Source organism: Dapis brunnea BLCC-M229 (assembly GCF_050015995.1).
In the GTDB taxonomy this organism is placed as follows: Bacteria; Cyanobacteriota; Cyanobacteriia; order Cyanobacteriales; family Microcoleaceae; genus Trichodesmium.
In genome coordinates, this window is the sequence record NZ_JBNHEP010000035.1 from 1 (window position 1) to 16,906 (window position 16,906).

Annotated in this window: 13 protein-coding genes; 5 read left to right on the forward strand and 8 right to left on the reverse strand. The window is 37.6% G+C overall.

All coding sequences use genetic code 11. The annotated features are described in order from the left end of the window. The first annotated feature begins 1,104 nt into the window (after window positions 1-1,104). Entirely contained in the window at window positions 1,105-1,365 is a 261-nt protein-coding gene (locus ACP6PM_RS03260) for a hypothetical protein (RefSeq protein WP_426581810.1), read from the forward strand. Window positions 1,366-1,968: 603 nt separating this feature from the next. Here ACP6PM_RS03260 and ACP6PM_RS03265 read toward each other — a convergent pair. The 4 genes from ACP6PM_RS03265 to ACP6PM_RS03280 all read right to left on the reverse strand — a co-directional run bounded on the left by ACP6PM_RS03265 (window position 1,969) and on the right by ACP6PM_RS03280 (window position 5,993). Next, on the reverse strand, window positions 1,969-2,928 hold the full coding sequence (locus ACP6PM_RS03265; protein ID WP_426581812.1) for a M12 family metallopeptidase: 960 nt from the start codon (window positions 2,926-2,928) through the stop codon (window positions 1,969-1,971). Window positions 2,929-3,249: 321 nt separating this feature from the next. After that, entirely contained in the window at window positions 3,250-4,230 is a 981-nt protein-coding gene (locus ACP6PM_RS03270) for an aldo/keto reductase (RefSeq protein WP_426581814.1), read from the reverse strand. A 145-nt stretch (window positions 4,231-4,375) separates the two neighbouring features. After that, entirely contained in the window at window positions 4,376-4,873 is a 498-nt protein-coding gene (locus ACP6PM_RS03275; RefSeq protein WP_426581816.1) for an HAD domain-containing protein, read from the reverse strand. 382 nt (window positions 4,874-5,255) lie between these two features. Further along, window positions 5,256-5,993 (reverse strand): hypothetical protein, encoded by a 738-nt coding sequence (locus tag ACP6PM_RS03280; protein ID WP_426581818.1) that lies wholly within the window; start codon window positions 5,991-5,993, stop codon window positions 5,256-5,258. Between the two features lie 659 nt (window positions 5,994-6,652). On the opposite strand from ACP6PM_RS03280, the gene ACP6PM_RS03285 reads away from it, so the two are divergent. From ACP6PM_RS03285 to pip, 3 genes are all read left to right on the forward strand, one after another. Further along, window positions 6,653-6,856, forward strand: a complete 204-nt coding sequence (locus ACP6PM_RS03285) for a hypothetical protein (protein WP_426581820.1) — start codon at window positions 6,653-6,655, stop codon at window positions 6,854-6,856. A 372-nt stretch (window positions 6,857-7,228) separates the two neighbouring features. Continuing rightward, window positions 7,229-8,188, forward strand: coding sequence for a hypothetical protein (locus ACP6PM_RS03290; RefSeq protein ID WP_426581822.1), 960 nt, complete (start codon window positions 7,229-7,231; stop codon window positions 8,186-8,188). Between the two features lie 420 nt (window positions 8,189-8,608). Beyond that, window positions 8,609-9,547, forward strand: a complete 939-nt coding sequence (gene pip / locus ACP6PM_RS03295; protein WP_426581823.1) for a prolyl aminopeptidase — start codon at window positions 8,609-8,611, stop codon at window positions 9,545-9,547. 505 nt (window positions 9,548-10,052) lie between these two features. On the opposite strand, the gene ACP6PM_RS03300 is transcribed toward pip, so the two are convergent. Both ACP6PM_RS03300 and ACP6PM_RS03305 read right to left on the reverse strand, forming a co-directional pair. After that, window positions 10,053-10,469 (reverse strand): hypothetical protein, encoded by a 417-nt coding sequence (locus tag ACP6PM_RS03300; RefSeq protein WP_426581825.1) that lies wholly within the window; start codon window positions 10,467-10,469, stop codon window positions 10,053-10,055. 495 nt (window positions 10,470-10,964) lie between these two features. Further along, window positions 10,965-12,659 carry an ABC transporter ATP-binding protein/permease gene (locus tag ACP6PM_RS03305; RefSeq protein ID WP_426581827.1) on the reverse strand — a complete coding sequence of 565 codons (1,695 nt, stop codon included), beginning with the start codon at window positions 12,657-12,659 and terminating at the stop codon, window positions 10,965-10,967. A 1,398-nt stretch (window positions 12,660-14,057) separates the two neighbouring features. Between ACP6PM_RS03305 and ACP6PM_RS03310 the strand changes: the two genes are divergently transcribed. Next, window positions 14,058-15,539 (forward strand): adenylate/guanylate cyclase domain-containing protein, encoded by a 1,482-nt coding sequence (locus ACP6PM_RS03310; protein ID WP_426581829.1) that lies wholly within the window; start codon window positions 14,058-14,060, stop codon window positions 15,537-15,539. A gap of 219 nt (window positions 15,540-15,758) precedes the next feature. Here the strand turns inward: ACP6PM_RS03310 and ACP6PM_RS03315 are convergent, their stop codons facing one another. Together ACP6PM_RS03315 and ACP6PM_RS03320 are read right to left on the reverse strand one after the other, a co-directional pair. Next, window positions 15,759-16,277 carry a GNAT family N-acetyltransferase gene (locus tag ACP6PM_RS03315; RefSeq protein WP_426581831.1) on the reverse strand — a complete coding sequence of 173 codons (519 nt, stop codon included), beginning with the start codon at window positions 16,275-16,277 and terminating at the stop codon, window positions 15,759-15,761. 388 nt (window positions 16,278-16,665) lie between these two features. Beyond that, window positions 16,666-16,905, reverse strand: a complete 240-nt coding sequence (locus tag ACP6PM_RS03320; RefSeq protein ID WP_426581833.1) for a hypothetical protein — start codon at window positions 16,903-16,905, stop codon at window positions 16,666-16,668. Window position 16,906: the final 1 nt, after the last annotated feature.

Below are 16,906 nucleotides of genomic sequence, written 5' to 3' on the forward strand. Positions count from 1 at the left end.
CTTCTTCGTTGGCAGTTTCCAAGTAGTTTAATTCTGAAATAATCATTGTGTGTCTTCTTGGTTACAGTCGATGGGGATTTCCCTATCCCTCACCTCTGCTTCACGCACCGTGCATGAGAGTTTCCAGCTCACACGGCTCCTAATGACAAAGGATTTGCGTTTTTTAGGTACGCCTACTGTCTTCTGCCCACCTTTATTTCAATGGTTCTAGGGTTTGACACATTTCCTCAAGGAAAGTCCAAAACTTTTACCACCCCTAGATGATCCAACTCTTATTTATAGTGGTGAGGGCTCCCACTCATACTGGCAAGAGGTCTGGGCGTGCCTTATTCAATTTCAGTTTCCCGGCTACCTTTGTTACCTCCCCTGGTCTGGGTATCGTAAACATTACTCCACGCTTGCCTCTTGAGGAATCCTTATGCCTAATCAACATTATTTAAGCTTTCCATACTCATCATTGAGAGTCGAAAAGGAGTTACTTCGTTCCCCGATCTCATTTGACGTTAGCTTTAGGCCCCTAGTCTAGGCCAACCTCTATTAGATACGAAACGAACAACAAATAGATTGGTTCAAATTATGTGATGCATACCTTTTGCTTCAGGAGTATCAACGCCTTTATCCTGTTTCTCATCACGACCCATAATACTAGATTCTCTGTACGATAACCTTGGCTAACTAGCTGTGCAAAGGATTGGGATGACATTACCCTTATTTCCCTTTATACCCATGCACTGAGACCAAAAGTTGCTAATTCTGAATTCTCGGAGATTAGAGTCACACGGCATCGGTGTGGGAAGGAATTTAACCTCCATCAATATCAGAGTTACCCTTTTACAGGGCTGGCTGAACGTAAACTAGGGTTTACTTAGGCCAAACGAATCGCACTTTGTTTTTGAAAGCTTCAAACAACTTTGTTTTGTTTGACATCTTTAATATAAGCAAAATAATTCGGGAGTGGTTGCCAATTTGGCAGATGTATTTACCAAAAATAGACCAAATTTTGGGAGTCCTGTATAAAGTTTTTTTTGATCTAATTGTCCAGCACATTAGCCACAACAGCAACCCAATTTTTACCACGTTATATAGAATCCGGTTATATACTATATGTTTATATCTATACTTCACGGACAACACAAACTACACCCCTACACCCCCACACCCCCACACCCCCCACACTTCCGACACTTCCGACACGAACCACCCCCCTTACTCCCCGAACTATACAATAGAGAGGAAAAGGTAACTTTCAACGATGGTGCCATGACAATAAAGATGCAGCAATTGTCCCGCGAAAAATATCTTCAATATTACCTAGATCAGACACATCCAGCATTATTTCAAGCTCCAAAACCATGTTCAAAATAAATAACTCATCTCAGCTACTGAATTTTAGTCAATTAAAAATTTGAGAGAGCGGATAAATTGTCACAGTTACCTACAATTAAAGAATTTATAGTTTTGACATAGCTCTTAATCCTCTTTGATAATTAGGCTTTTTCTAGGGAGGAGTCAGGAGTCAGGAGACAGGAGTCAGGAGAAAAGAATTTATCAACAGAAAGAAGTGTTTTCATCACTAATTATCCGGACATGGTATTAGATCATGTCCGGTTGAATCATTATAATTAAACTTTGTAGTAGGACTTTAGCCCTAAGTATGGATCGGGATCAGAGCAATACTGCAAACAAAAACTTTTTTGATCGCTGATTATCCGGACATGGTATTAGACATCTCTAAAAAAGACCGTAGGGACGTTCCATGGAACGTCCCTACAATGACTTTTGATAGCTTAAAGCAGAGAATTTAGGGAAACTGGATAATTATTATGAAAATTGGAGATGTAAACTCACGATGTCGATAGTCTTAAAAGATTAGGTGAAAAAGTTCTGAACAGAAATTGTATTTCAATTAACAGGGGCAGCAAAACGTAAATAAGTCAAAACGGTCGAAAACACCACAATCTTTAATACCTACCACATCATCACAGCAGTCTCACCACTAGCACTAGCAAAATACAAGCGGACTCTGAGAATATAAGTACGACCTTTGAGCAGTTTGTGAGTAATTAAAGCATTGTAGTCAGTACCACTATCATCGTCATCAGCTAAATACCTAGGATCGCCATTCTCTTCCTCAAACAAAACCATTACAGTATCAACTTCACCAAAAGTCTGAAACTTATATGAGCGTGAGATGTTTGGCTTCACAATAAAATTAACTTGTTCTCCAGGAGATAAAACCAGTGGCACTGAAACAAAAGGTTTGAGTTCAATATAATCGTTTGATTCCAAGACAGGATAAAACTTTCGCAACCAATCTTTATCCTTAATTGACAAACCTGGTGTTGGAAAAATTCCTTCCTGGTTATAGGGTGCAGGACTGTTGATAAGTTCGGCCTGAAACTGATAGTGCATAATCGAGTTTGGGTCCCAGTCAGAACCTTCAACTTCATTCATTGGTATCTTACGCAGAATGTTATACTCAATTGTCTCTGGCGACCAATTGTTCGGTGGTCCACTTAAAGAAGTCCTGACTGCATCTTCATTCCACTGAATACCTGCTTTAGGATTTTGATGCTCGTGTGGTAATCCTAATGTATGCCCTATTTCGTGAAGTGCAGTTTCTTTTCCATAATAATTTTCATCTAGAGGCCAACCAAAATTCATGGTTCTTTGATTTAAAGGAATCTCAAGCACATCCGTTCCTACATAAGACCAAGACCCATCACCTTGTTGGAAACCAATGCGAACTTCTGCATCTGCGGGAGTATCGACCTCTTCAAATTCTAAGCCAATACCTACAGCTTTCCAATCCTCAAATGCTGCCCTGACAATTTGTTTATTTTCTTCTGAACCTGTCCAGTTAGCCGGAGAGTTGTGCCCTTTTGCGCGATCGAAAAAACAGTAATGGATTTTGTTCCATTCACCCATTTCTTGCTAATCATCCGATTGACATCCTCCCGACGCTGGTCTCACGAGACAGCGCGGGATTCCCTAGCATCACTGATAGGGGCTTTCTGCTGCCTCTTTACAGAGGAGCTGCGCTAACAATGCACCCGCCTTCCGGGATTTACTCCCAGAAGGTGTCAGTTTTGATATAAGTTGTAATATTTTGGTGGTAGGGGCGAATCGCCATTCGCCCCTACAATAGTCAGGATTCAGGAGTTAGGATGGAAAAGTGGTGGAAAAAAGGATATATCAGGAGGAGAAGGAGAAGAAAATTTTTTGATCACTAATTAAGCCCACATTATATTACCTAGTTTGAAAAATATTTTGCACCATTTTCTTATCTGTATTAGCGGCAGCTTTATCTAATTCTTCAACTTCACCAGAGTCTAATTCCCAACCTAAAGCACCAATATTTTGTTCTGCCTGTGCCTGATTTTTTGCTCCTGGAATAGGAATTGTACCTTTACAAATACACCAATTAATTGCTACTTGCGACATGGTTTTATTTCTTGATTTTGCCACGGCTTCTAAAGATAATAATAATGGGCGAACTCCTGGTAATATTTGTTTGAATAAAATGCCTCTAATACCTTTAGGAAAAGAACCTTTTTCAGAATATTTTCCTGTTAATATTCCCAATGCTAAAGGACTATATGCAATTAATTTTATTCCTAATTCATCACAAACTTCCTTAACTCCTAATTCTGTGCAGGGATCGGTTGATAATAGAGAATATTGAACCTGTAAAGTAGTAATGGGAACGCCACGCTCGCTAAATCTTTTATGAACTTTCTTCAGTCGTTTCGGTCCGTAGTTCGATAAACCTACTCCCTTTACTTTTCTTTGTTCATACAAATCAGCCAAACCATCCAACAGTCCCCATTCTTGCCAGGGAAAATAGTTCGCAGTAGACCAGTGCATCTGTACCAAATCAACATTTTTACCAAGACGTTGGGCAGATGCTGCACAAGCTGAAATCATTGCTTGGCGACTCCATCTCCAGGGATAAGCAGCAAGTTTTGTGGCAATGCAAATATTATCTTGGTTTGCCCCCGCGTATGCTTGGGAAAATTGCCCCAAAAGCATTTCACTACGTCCGTTTAATTTGCCAGTCCCGTAGGAGTCACCCGTATCAAATAAAGTTACGCCATTAGCAACACAGAGGTTAAAGACATTTTGCAGCTCATTATCCATACTTTCGTCATATCCCCAGAGGAGGCGGTTCCCCCATGCCCATGTCCCACAACCCATTTTGGGAAAGTTAAGTTTTTGGTTAGTTTGCATCCTCAACTATTAGACATTTCCAATAATAAAAAATCAAATCAATTATCCCATAGAAATCATCAATTATTTCCCTCTACTCCCTACTCCCTACTCCCTACTCCCTACTCCCTCTTTTCTTAAGTTTTTGATTAGTTTGCATCCTCAACTATTGTCCAATAGTATTTTCATCTGTTATTTTCTCACTAAACGAGGCAAGATAGCGATCGAGTATTTCGGCAGAGTTGCGATTAAAACCATAATAGGCATCGGTAACAACAATCGGACTACCTGGTTCATAGAAGTCGGCAATGTCATCAATAGCTACCCACTGTGGATTTTCTTCATTGTTTTGTCTGAGATATTCTAAAACTCCTTGATGCCGAATATGCTTATTTTTTTCAATAACTATCGGGTGTAAACATGGAGTTACTCCAATAACACGCACAGCAATATCCGGTGAAAATAAACTAGAAATTTTCTCTAGAGAATACATTTCTCGCCAGGATGAAGAGATAACTATTTTGGCAGTGGGATAACGACGCAGAACATTTTCAAATTCATTCAGACAAACTGGATCGAATTTGAGCATGTCTTTTTGCAAGACTGGTTGCTCGAATTTTTTCTCTGGCACTAATACCCCATCAATATCTAAGAAAATCCACATAATCTATTTCACCTGCTTGAATGGCGATTGGTTAATTTACATTATATCAAATCTTGCTAATCACTTATCATTAAGTACGGAGTGGATAGTAGAGGAGAAACTGAAATAGCTCCGGTTTCTTTTTCCTCGGTGGGAAAGACTTGATATTTTATTTATAAATAATAGACATTTCCGATAATTAACCTGAAACCTCTCTAAAAAGGTTATTGAATCCTAATTTATAGAGAGGTATAATAGACATCTCCAGAAAAGAGGGAGTAGGGAGCACAGAGCAGGGATTAGGGAGAAATAATTGATGATTTATGTGGGATAATTGATTTGATTTTTTCTTATTGGAGATGTCTAATAGGAAATATTAGAATTTTTCATAGAAGCACAATTTCTACAAAATTAGCCAAACAGCTAATCCCCAAAACGGAATAAATCTTAACCAACGTTTGCCACTTTCTGGCGGTTCAATATCTCCTATTAATACTGCTTGGAAAATGGCAAATAAAATCACATCTATACAGAAGGCAATGGTGAGGCGATCGCTCTGAAAGTTTTGCACGAAAAATTCTGCCCTAGCAGCGACATCACCAAATTCTGGTCTAGCAACAATTCCCCAAACTATGGCGATGCTACCTATAATTAATCCTATTACACCGAATATTTTTGCCAGTAAACCTTTACTCATTTGTTCCTCTGTGGGAAGTTCAGTTGCGGTGCTGCGCCAAGCCATGTATGGTAGGAGAAAAGTATTGGTAAGGAACATTGCCATACTCCAAGTCAGGATTTTTGAGAGTTCTCCACCACGGCGATCTACTAACAGTAGTGGGAGAAACATAAATATCCATGCTTCAGCAAAGTTGAATAAACTTTCTAACCAAGGGTGTATAGTTGGCGCTTCCATATATTTGATGCCAACAGTATTAAAAATGGGGAGGATGAAGAAAAAATTGATAGATTCGTCGATCGCTTCTTTAAGAGTTTCGGGATCGACTGCCCAAATTGGTCCGTTGGGAAGTAGTTGATGTGGTGGGGAGAATAGGAGGATGTAGATATATATTGCTGATAACAGCCAGAGGAAGATAGCGATCTGGCGGGAGTTTTGTTGTTTTGGTAAGTTTGATTGTGTCATTGGGTTGTTTTTGTGGTATTGGTTATAGCCGTTCTTATTTTAGCAGACTGTAGTAGGGAGGGAGAGTATAATGCTACGCGCAAGTCAAAAGTTAAAAGCAATCTCTGATATTGTGTCCGGATAATTAGCGATCAAAAAACTCGATCATATTAATATCTTCAAACTCCCTCCTCTTCTCTTCTGACTCCTGACTCCTGAGGACTCCCTTGTTATTTATAACCATTCAACCGGACTTGATATAACTGAGTTTTCGGTAGATGGTTTTGATGTGCTTGTCACTCCGTGAGATAGCAGCCTCAAAAATCGAATGAGAAGCAGTTCTTTGCTGAGAATTTTAACTAAAAAAACCGTCAACAATTAAATCCCCATAATTTTCTTGATAGATTTTTTTCACATCAGAATTAAAACGGTTAGCATCTATTAAAATTAGAGGAATATCTTGGGATAAACCAGAAAATTATCATTATTTGAATTAGATTTAGAGAAAACAGTTGTTTTTGATATTGATGAAACTCCATAATATGATTGCTATATAAATGTTGTGTAAGTTTTCCTAGCTGATTCTTCACTGCTGTTTTGGCTCTTTTCAAACTATTTCTTAGTTCTCTTTGTCCGAATTGTCCAAGGTACGATGAATCTATTACCTCAGAAAAAGTCCTATGATCAAAGGGGGATTAAAAGCGATATCTATTGTTCAGGTGGATTTACCTGTTGCTGGAACATCTGAGAAAGCTAGAGGTTTTAAGACTTTAATTGCATTTAAAGTTATTAGTTCGGCCTTAAGAAGATTATGGCCAATGCTTAAGAAGGCCACTTCTACTTATAGCGCTACGCGCAAGGGAAAAGTCCAAAATAGTCTATGACTGAGGTGTGAGAATTTAGAAATGTCCTAAGCTTTGGTTCGACCTTTTTTTTAATTGGTATTAAAAGTTATAGCGCTACGCGCTAGGGAATAGGGAATAGGGAATAGGGAATAGTAAAGTGTCAAAGGGTTTCAGGATGTATAAATGTCCTAACCTTAATGCGTAGCGCTATATCAGACTTTTTCTTAGTAGAAAGCTAAGTAGGTAGGCGCGAATAAACTTAACTATATAACGAAATATTGATGCACCTCATACCCTTGAGATTGCTTCTTTCCACTCCGTTCCAGTCGCAATGACGTAGTTGTAAATTTTCCCATCTACCTACTTACTTGTATACTACCAGTAAATCTAGGAAATATTTATATAATAACCATGAAAAACTTTTTATTAACAACAATTATTACTAGTTTGATATATGCCTTACCTATGAACCTTCAACCAGTTTTTGCTAATCGAATTACTGAGGCTGATTATGATAATTTAAAAATTGGTATGACTTATCAGGAAGTAAAGCAAATATTGGGCAGAGAAGGTAAAATTTATACGGAATATGATAGTCCGACTCTTGAAAATTTTGGGGTAGCTTATCGCTGGGTAAATAATGATGGAACAGGGATAATTGCTGTATTCAATTCCGAGAATAAGTTAATTAAATTATCTGCTCAAAATTTGAATACTATTGGCTTTGGAGTGAACAGAAAACCTCCTGTAGTTACGAGTAGAAATTTTGAAAATATAAAAGTTGGTATGACTTACGATGAAGTAACAAAAATTATTGGGAGTCGAGGAACAAAACAACCAACTAGAGATAATCCTTTAACTAATCCTAATACTACTGAATATATTTGGCTTAATCCTGATGGTACAAGCATGACTATAGTTTTTGATTCTAATCAGAAAGTAGTGACTATTAGAACCAAAAATATGAACACTTACAATTTTGGTAATCCTTTTTGGAATCAGCCTAAACCAGTTTATTCAATTACGCGAGAAAAGTATGAAAAATTGCAGCTAGGAATGACATATCAAGAAATCAGAAATATCCTGAGAAAGGAAGGAGAATTAGATACAGAATTTGACCCAGAAGCTTTTGAAAAATCAAGAGAAGCAAGGCAAATGCAAATTAATTCTACTGCTTCTCGGCGGGGTTTAGTTGATAGGGAACAAGTGGTGCCAGAAGAAGAAGAAGAAGGAGATAAAATTAAGGATGCTTATAAATGGATGAATCCCGATCAAACAGGAATTAAAGTAGTTTTTAATCAGCAAGATAGAGCAGTTGCTATATCTACTTTTGGGTTAGGTGTCGGACTGCGTTCAATAATTAATAATTAATAATTAATAATTAATTATTATTAATTACCTCTTCTTAGAAAGAAGAGGATTGACTAAAAGGATTTTTTTTTCTTCTCTTGGTTGATTGGATATGGCGAGGAGACCTCGCCATCCCATCCTACGGAATGCTCCGCAAACAACCGCTTTTTTCTCCATGAATGGAGAGGCTTTATACCTTAATTTTTCGGTAACGAAGTCAGAAGTTGTTTTTGTAACAGGAATTCTGAACATTATATAAAAGGCATTGCTGAATTAAGGTATGAAAGTAAGTTTATAAGTAATAGGTAACAGGGAACAGGTATGGAGGGAACAGTTAATATTAACAAGTACTTCAAACAATCCCAAATTATCAAATCATACCGTGTTTCAGCAACGCTATATAAAGTATAATTTATTTTAATAAATCGTTTAAATACAATCATGCGAGAACTTTATCCACCTATTCAACCATACAAAACGGGCAATCTAAAAGTTTCCGATATTCACACTCTTTATTATGAAGAATGTGGCAACGCCCAAGGTAAACCAGTAGTCTTTTTACATGGTGGACCGGGTGGTGGAATTATTCCTATTTATCGCCAATATTTTGACCCCAAAAAATGGCGGATTATTCTATTTGACCAACGCGGTTGTGCCCGTAGTACCCCCCATGCTGAACTTAATCAAAATACTACCTGGGATTTAGTTAATGATATTGAAAAACTACGGGTTCATCTAAATCTTGAAAACTGGGTTGTGTTTGGAGGAAGTTGGGGAAGTACCCTAGCATTAGCTTATAGTCAAACCTATCCAGAAAGTTGCATTGGTTTAATATTAAGAGGCATTTTTCTAGTACGCCCAAAAGAAATTTATTGGTTTTATCAAGAGGGTGCAAGTAACATTTTTCCTGATGCTTGGGAGGAATATTTAAAACCTATTCCAATAGCAGAAAGGCATGATTTAGTTACAGCTTATTATCAAAGATTAACCAGTACAGATGAAAAGGTACGATTAGAGGCTGCCCGTGCTTGGTCAATTTGGGAGGCAAGTACAAGTAAATTAATTCAAGATCCTAATCTAATGCAAAGTTTTGGTGAGAGTCATTTTGCTGTAGCTTTTGCCAGAATAGAATGTCATTATTTCATTAATAAATGCTTCTTTGAAGATGAAGAACAGTTACTAAAAAATGTCGATAAAATCCGACATATTCCCGGAGTAATTGTGCAGGGAAGATATGATGTTGTTTGTCCGATGGTGTCAGCTTGGGAATTACATCAAGCATGGCCAGAAGCTGAATTTATTGTAGTGCCAGATGCCGGACATTCAGTAACTGAACCTGGAATTAAAGATGCTTTGATTAGGGCAACTGATAAATTTTGAAGCATTCAGCGGTCAGCTATCAGTTATCAGCATTTGTAGTGGACTGACACATATTCAATGGTGCCCTGCGACGGATTGCTGAATCCTTTTCATAGTATTAATTTAAGCCGTCTAACGTACCCTACTGGACTGACACTGAACCTGGAATTAAAGATGCTTTGATTAGAGCAACTGATAAATTTTGAAGCATTCAGCGGTCAGCTATTAGTTATCAGCATTTGTAGTGGACTGACACATATTCAATGGTGCCCTGCGACGGATTGCTGAATCCTTTTCATAGTATTAATTTAAGCCGTCTAACGCACCCTACAATTTTGCACTAAATTAACTGTTTCGGTCTAGTAGTGGACTGTTTCATCTTAAATGTTGCAATAGATGTAGGTTGGGTTGAGGGACCGAAACCCAACAACAATCTTTCTCCCGTACGGACGTTGCATGCAACGTCCCTACCCTACTCCCTAATGCACTATTTTAATAGAAGCTTGTCAAGCCAAACGAATCCCACTTAGACATCCCAATCATTACCAACTCTTTGCATCAAGCGGTTCAAGATTACATCTCCTTGCGGATTGACAACAGTCAGGCGGATAATTGATGGGTCTTTGGGTCGGTGAGCAATAATATATTTGTGACTTCCATTTCTAAAGATATAAGTATAGCGTTTTCTATTCCCTTCCATAGAGGCATTTTTCAAAGTTAGAGAGCCGCCAGTTTTTCGAGATAGAGCTTCATAGGTATAGTTTCCGAACTCATCTAATTTCAGCCAAACAACCCAATTTTCGCTATTATCCATGAAAGCTCCAGTTGGACGGACAAAATCGATAGGCATTGCAGAAGCACTATGAGAATTCAAGGTAATATCTGCAATCGCAGGAACAGATAAACCAATAACAGATGCAAGAGCAATAGCTTTGATGTTCATATTTTTGTCTTCCTTTGCGTGTTTTAGCAGTGTCGTTTTATTTCCTAACTAAGTCTTCACACTGAATAATTTTGTATCCGTATTTATTGTTAATAAAAATACCAGAATTAAATTTGGCACACACAAACCTCCAATAGACATCTGGTGAAAAAGATATAGACTTTTTGCATATAGTAGGGAAAAGGGAATAGGGAATAGGGAACAGGCAAGATATTTTCAGGAAAAAGGCACGAAAAATGATTTTTTGAGCAAATTTTACAACTATAGCTGATGCTAAATAAAGGGCAAGTTTATTTTATGGAGATATCTAATTAATAGACCTATTGGTTCAGATATCGGTAGACAAATTAGAAACTGTCACCTTTTATTTCGGCAAAGTTATACCAAGTATGATCGATGTTTGTTATAAATGGTAAAAGTAAGGAAAAGGGAAGACCGAATACTCTTTCTTTTCCCAACTTCGGTCTGGCTAATAATTATTAAAACCTACTTATTTTAGGTTGCAATAGGTTTAAGCTGCCAAGATTCATTGGCAGTAATTTCTAGTAATTGTTGGTGATAATTTTTTAAAGTCGGACGATGCCCAACACTAATAAATGTTGTGGATGTTCCTTGTAATTGTTGATATAAAAGTTCCTCGCTTGGCACATCTAAAGCACTGGTAGCTTCATCCAGAATTACATAGTTGGGTTTACTTAAAAATAATCTGGCAAAAGCAACCCTTTGTTGTTCTCCCACTGACAAAACTTGACTCCAATTTTCTACTGCATCTAAACTACCAAATCTTTCTGCTAATTTGGGAAGATTTACTCTTTCTAATACTTTCTGTATTTCTACATCAGAAATATCTAGATTAGTCTGGGGATATAAAAGTTGTTGACGCAGAGATCCTAAAACCATATAAGGTTTCTGAGGTAAGAATAATATTTCATTCAATTTAGGTCGGTAAATAGCCCCTGTACCAGAGTTCCATAAACCAGCGATCGCTCTTAAAATTGAACTTTTGCCACTGCCACTAGCTCCCATAATTAATAATCCATTTCCTGATGGTATTTCTAAGGAAATATCTCTGACTAAAGTTCTTTGATAATTGGGAGTTTTTAATGTTAAATGTTCTAAAGCTAGATGAGAATTTGCTACTGTATCAATTGTTGATTCACCTTCAGGAACTTCAGGAGGTGATTCAATAGCCTCAGAAAAAGTAGATAAACGATTAATTCCAGCAGCAAATTCTGTAAGTCGATCCAATTGACTAACAATCAGTGTTAAGGAACTTAAGATAATAGCAAAAGCTGTTCCTGCTTGAGTAATTACCCCTATTTCTAATTCACCAGAAAGCACACGCTGACCAATAATTATAGATGGTAATGCAAAAGTAATAAACTCATAACTGTTTCTGAAAATATCTAAATATAGTTGCCATTTAATTAACTGATTAAAATTATCAAAAACATCACTAAATAGGTTGTTTGCCTGTTGTAACTCCTGTTTTTCTCCTCCATAAAAAGCTATAGATTCAGCATTTTCCCGAACTCTAATTAAACCAAAACGAAAGTTAGCTTCTCGCTTCAGTTGTTCAAAATTAATCCCCACCAAAACTTTGCCAAATACCCCAGTTGTAATTACTGTGCCAGCAAGAGCATAAATAACTACAAAAAATACCAATGGTTTAGAAATTGACCATAACAAAGCACTAAAACCAAATAACTGAAATATAGCATTTAGGATAGTCACAAGAAAACTGAGAGATTGGTCTGTAAAACTTTTAATATCCTGAGCAATACGTTGGTCTGGATTATCAATTTCTTGGTCGTAACTAATTTTATAGAAAGAGCGATCGCCTAAATAACTTTTCATAAAACTATGAGTCATCCACCGTCGCCAAAATATACTAAGTTTTTGTCGGACAAAAGAGTAGGAAGACACAAAAGGTACAGCAACCACAACTGTGCCAAAAAACTCTATAATTGACCGCCAAAATCTATCAGAATCTTGAACCGATAGTGCAGAAATAAATTCTGCTCGTTGATTTGTGAGGAATAAATTAAATACAGTAAATGTTCCCAGTAAAACAATTACCAGTAACAATAAACCCCTAGCTCGCCATTTCTGTTCTGAGAACCAATAAAGTTTAGCAATTGACCAAAAATCCTTTAATAAATCTAAGTTAAATTTTTTTTTCTTCAGCATATTTTTAGGTATTATAGCCCTACGCGCAAGTTAGAATTCACCCATTCAAAAATCAAAAGTAATCTCTGACTAACTTTTTCCTGCAGAAATGCTCTGCAAACAGCATTTAGTAGTATCCTAACCTAAGTGCATAGTGCTATACTAATATAATTTTTTCCTTAATTTTCCATAAAAAATGTAGCAGAATATTAATCAATTGTCAATCAATATACCGTTGACAAAATTGGTGGAATATATAATTTTTTTATTTTGGGGAATAGGCAATAGAAAAAAATATTGTATATTATTAATACGATAAACTCTATATTTTTCCTTTGGTCGGTATTCAAATAATTCAACCAATAACTCAGATTTAAATCTATATTTTGGGTAGGAAAAGTTACTCTATCAATCTAGATTAAGAGTATTTGTGTAATAGCTTCAGACTCAGTTCGCAAGTATCACAACCAAGTTTCCAGAGGCGATCGCTATCTTTGAGTACAAAAAGCACTATGAATCAAATCTGATAGTATCGGTACGATAAAACGCTACATAAACCAGAAACCAGGTTTCTGGATAGAATTTTCTAGTAATGAAAACAGGATAGCTTCAGTGAATATAGGGAGTTATCCAAATCTTAATTAATCTCGTAATTTTAGAGAGTGAATGCACAAGCCAAGATTAAGACAGCGGTTAGTACTTAATCTGAGGTATGTTCGGTGGGTTATATCATGTCCGGTTGAATAGTTATAATTAGAGCTTCGTAGTATGGCTAGAGCAATATTACAAACAAAAATTTTTTGATGACTAATTATCCGGACATGGTATTACGGCTCCCAGTTAAGAGTTTCCTTCGCGACTCATAAGTATTGTCGCCTAACCCACCCTACGCCTAGATTTAATATTCCTTTGACAAACAGTCTCTTATTTATAAATATAAATATTATATCATATTCGCTTAATTAACCATAATAAAATTTGCTTCTAAATATCTCCCCAAATCTCCCAAATCTCCTGCTGTTCCCTGTTCTCAGTTAAATGTTCCTTATACCCATTATTTATGGATATTCAACGAGACATAATATTAGAATCAGGACTTACGCACCCAAACAAGAAACTGGGTTTGTTGCCCTGATTATTGTTGTTCAAATCACGAAATTTCCTCTATAAACCAGGTTTATGCGTAAGTCCCAAGAATAACAAAGGTATAATCAGATAAGATCAAATCCGTTTAATTCAGTATAAAAAAATTGTCCGAGCGACCTAATTACCAAATATTTCGCGCTTCTCTTCCCTCCTGACTCCTGACTCCTAACTCCTAACTAACTATACTGATGCTAGCGAATTTGATATAATATTCAATACTTAAATAGTGTTGGTCAAGATGAAGCAAAAAATTATTTTTAGTCTGGGGAATTTATGAATAAACTAATTTATAGGGTAACAACCTTATTCATCCACCAACTCTACAAACGTACAACATTAGTATTAAGCTTAATGTTCTGCATAGCTATTATAGCTGGCCTATGGAATACTTATCGTCTCTCATCTAACCTGATTAAATCACAGGTGCTTCAACATGTCAGCGACTACGCTGAGACTCTCAAAGAAGCTCGTATCCTATACAGTTCAGAAATAGTTGGCCATGCTATAAAAATTGAAGGTATTAGTATGACTCACGACTACAAAAAAAAAGAAGGAGCAATGCCGCTACCTATAACATTTTTGATGGAACTAGCTCAACGCATCGAGTTAAAAAATCCAGGAATGTCAGTCTATATTTACAGTAACTATCCTTTTCCTTGGCGTCAAGCAGAAGGTGGCCCTAGAGACAATTTTGAACTCAAAGCTATCCGCCATTTGGAAAAAAACCCAGATTTACCATTCTATAAGTTTGTTGAATTTCAGGGACACCCTTCATTCCGATATGCTGAAGCAGACATTATGAAACCTAGTTGTGTTAGTTGTCATAATAATCACCCAGATAGTCCAAAAAAGGATTGGAAAGTTGGGGATGTACGGGGTGTTTTGGAAATTACTCAATCTCTAGATAGTACCATTAAGATGACCAATGCCGGATTGCGAGATACATTTTTCACTTTAGTAGGATTATCTATTCTGGGAGTTGCCGGACTAACTTTGGTCATTTCCAAACTCCGACGGACTTCAACAGAATTGGAGCGACGTGTAATTGAACGTACTGCGGAATTGGCGGAGGAAAAGGAAAAGTCAGAATCTCTACTACTGAATATTTTACCAGAACAAATAGCAGATAGATTAAAGCAAGGACATCATCAAATCGCTGAGGGTTTTGCAGAAGTGACTATTCTGTTTGCTGATATTGTGGGTTTTACTTTACTCTCAGAAAAAATTCCCCCTAAAGATTTAGTTATATTACTCAATAAAATCTTTTCAGAATTCGATCGCTTAAGCGATCGCCACGGACTAGAAAAAATTAAAACTATTGGAGATGCTTACATGGTTGCTAGTGGTTTACCTATACCACGGACAGATCATGTTGAGGCAGTAGCAGAAATGGCACTTGATATGCAGCAAGCGATCGCTAAGTTTAATCTAGAGAATAATTGTGAACTCAGCATCCGCATTGGGATTAATTCCGGACCTGTTATTGCTGGAGTTATTGGCACGAAAAAGTTCATTTACGATCTGTGGGGTGATGCAGTTAATACTGCTAGTCGCATGGAATCTCATGGAATTCCTGGTGCGATTCAAGTTACCACTAGCACTTATAATTTATTAGAGAATAAGTATGTTTTTCAGGAGCGTGGGGTTATATCCGTTAAAGGTAAAGGGGAAATGAAAACTTATTTATTGGTTGGGAGAAAAGTAAGTATAAAAAAAGAGAGCGGCAAGAGAATTGACAAAAAAATAGTTCTTTAGCAAGATTTTGTGAAATTTGTATTTCAAAGTGCCAAATTTAGTAGACCTCTCCGGAAAAGAGGGAACAGGGAACAGGAAGAAGTAATTGATAATTTCTGGATAAGAATTGATTCTATTTTTAATTTTCGGAGATGTCTAGTTTATATCCCTAAGTCCTGCTTATATTAAGTTTTGTGTGCGTTTGCCCTGGGTCAAGGGGTCTTAACACTCAGTACCAGGTCATCGAGGTGGGAACTGGTCGCTAGGATGCTGCCAAATCTGCTCCGTTGAGTAAGGACCTGTGATGGTGGAAGTAGAGACGATACCGTCCAGGCAACCTGGGGTCAGGGCCTTGGCGAACCAACACTCGATTGGAGCCTCGGTCTTAACCGGGAATCCAATCTTATGTGGGGTGTTGTATCGACGACCGTAGTGGAACGGTTGACCAGCGACGAAGATTGCGTCTGCGTCGAGTTGTTTCTCTGCCTCTTCCATCAGGCGTGTGGCGTAACGCTTGCCTTGGTGTTCGGGCAACACTGCTAGCGGTGCTAGCACGTACACTTTAAGGTGTGGTGCTTCGTCAATTGTCATCGGGGTGTAGCAAGCGTGGGCGACTCCCTTGTAGATGATAGAGAAACTACCGTCTTCTATCAGGTCTCTAGCCAGATCGGCGTAGAGTTTGGCGTGCCGCTCGTCATAGAGTCCTCCAGCTGCAGCGAAAGCCTCATACTGGATTTTCCAAGCAAGTTCGGTGGTCATAGTGCCTTGTTTGAGTACATTAATTAGTAACGCCCCTGACTGGTGAAGTCAAGATTTGGAGAGCCTTCGCTCTTATTCACCTTCACCGCGTTGCTCGGGTTCAAGTAGACCCTCGCTCGCGGAGGGAACAACTTGCTCTCCGGGCGTAACCTATAATATCATGTCCGGTTGAATACTGACACTTTGGAGGAAGTAAGGCAGAAGGCAGAAGGCAGAGGGCAGAAGGAAAGACAAGGTTAGAAGGGAGAAAGTTTTTTTATCACTGATTATCCGGACATGATATAATTAATTATAGGAGGCTATTTTTTTGCTGTAAAGGTCTTGGCCACAAATTGTCTCTGACAACTCTGGCACTGATATTTCATTTGTTATGAATTGTACCATTTTTTTACAGTATGACTACTACCACGTAGGGAGAAAGAATTGATGATTTATACGCATGGGATTGATTTGATTTTTGGGTAGTCCTGCTGAGGAATGGCGAAGATACATAAGTTTTGTAATTTATGACCACACCTCCCACACCCTCTCTACCATTACTATGCACCACCACCGATTTTTGATTATCGGAGATGTCTAATGCAAAAAAAATCATAGCCAAAATCACCAAAGCTGAAAACTTTTCCATT

Coding starts and splice junctions, on each gene's coding strand:
- ACP6PM_RS03260 (WP_426581810.1), top strand. CDS start 1,105: ATGTTTATATCTATACTTCACGGACAACACAAACTACACCCCTACACC.
- ACP6PM_RS03265 (WP_426581812.1), bottom strand. CDS start 2,928: ATGGGTGAATGGAACAAAATCCATTACTGTTTTTTCGATCGCGCAAAA.
- ACP6PM_RS03270 (WP_426581814.1), bottom strand. CDS start 4,230: ATGCAAACTAACCAAAAACTTAACTTTCCCAAAATGGGTTGTGGGACA.
- ACP6PM_RS03275 (WP_426581816.1), bottom strand. CDS start 4,873: ATGTGGATTTTCTTAGATATTGATGGGGTATTAGTGCCAGAGAAAAAA.
- ACP6PM_RS03280 (WP_426581818.1), bottom strand. CDS start 5,993: ATGACACAATCAAACTTACCAAAACAACAAAACTCCCGCCAGATCGCT.
- ACP6PM_RS03285 (WP_426581820.1), top strand. CDS start 6,653: ATGATCAAAGGGGGATTAAAAGCGATATCTATTGTTCAGGTGGATTTA.
- ACP6PM_RS03290 (WP_426581822.1), top strand. CDS start 7,229: ATGAAAAACTTTTTATTAACAACAATTATTACTAGTTTGATATATGCC.
- pip (WP_426581823.1), top strand. CDS start 8,609: ATGCGAGAACTTTATCCACCTATTCAACCATACAAAACGGGCAATCTA.
- ACP6PM_RS03300 (WP_426581825.1), bottom strand. CDS start 10,469: ATGAACATCAAAGCTATTGCTCTTGCATCTGTTATTGGTTTATCTGTT.
- ACP6PM_RS03305 (WP_426581827.1), bottom strand. CDS start 12,659: ATGCTGAAGAAAAAAAAATTTAACTTAGATTTATTAAAGGATTTTTGG.
- ACP6PM_RS03310 (WP_426581829.1), top strand. CDS start 14,058: ATGAATAAACTAATTTATAGGGTAACAACCTTATTCATCCACCAACTC.
- ACP6PM_RS03315 (WP_426581831.1), bottom strand. CDS start 16,277: ATGACCACCGAACTTGCTTGGAAAATCCAGTATGAGGCTTTCGCTGCA.
- ACP6PM_RS03320 (WP_426581833.1), bottom strand. CDS start 16,905: ATGGAAAAGTTTTCAGCTTTGGTGATTTTGGCTATGATTTTTTTTGCA.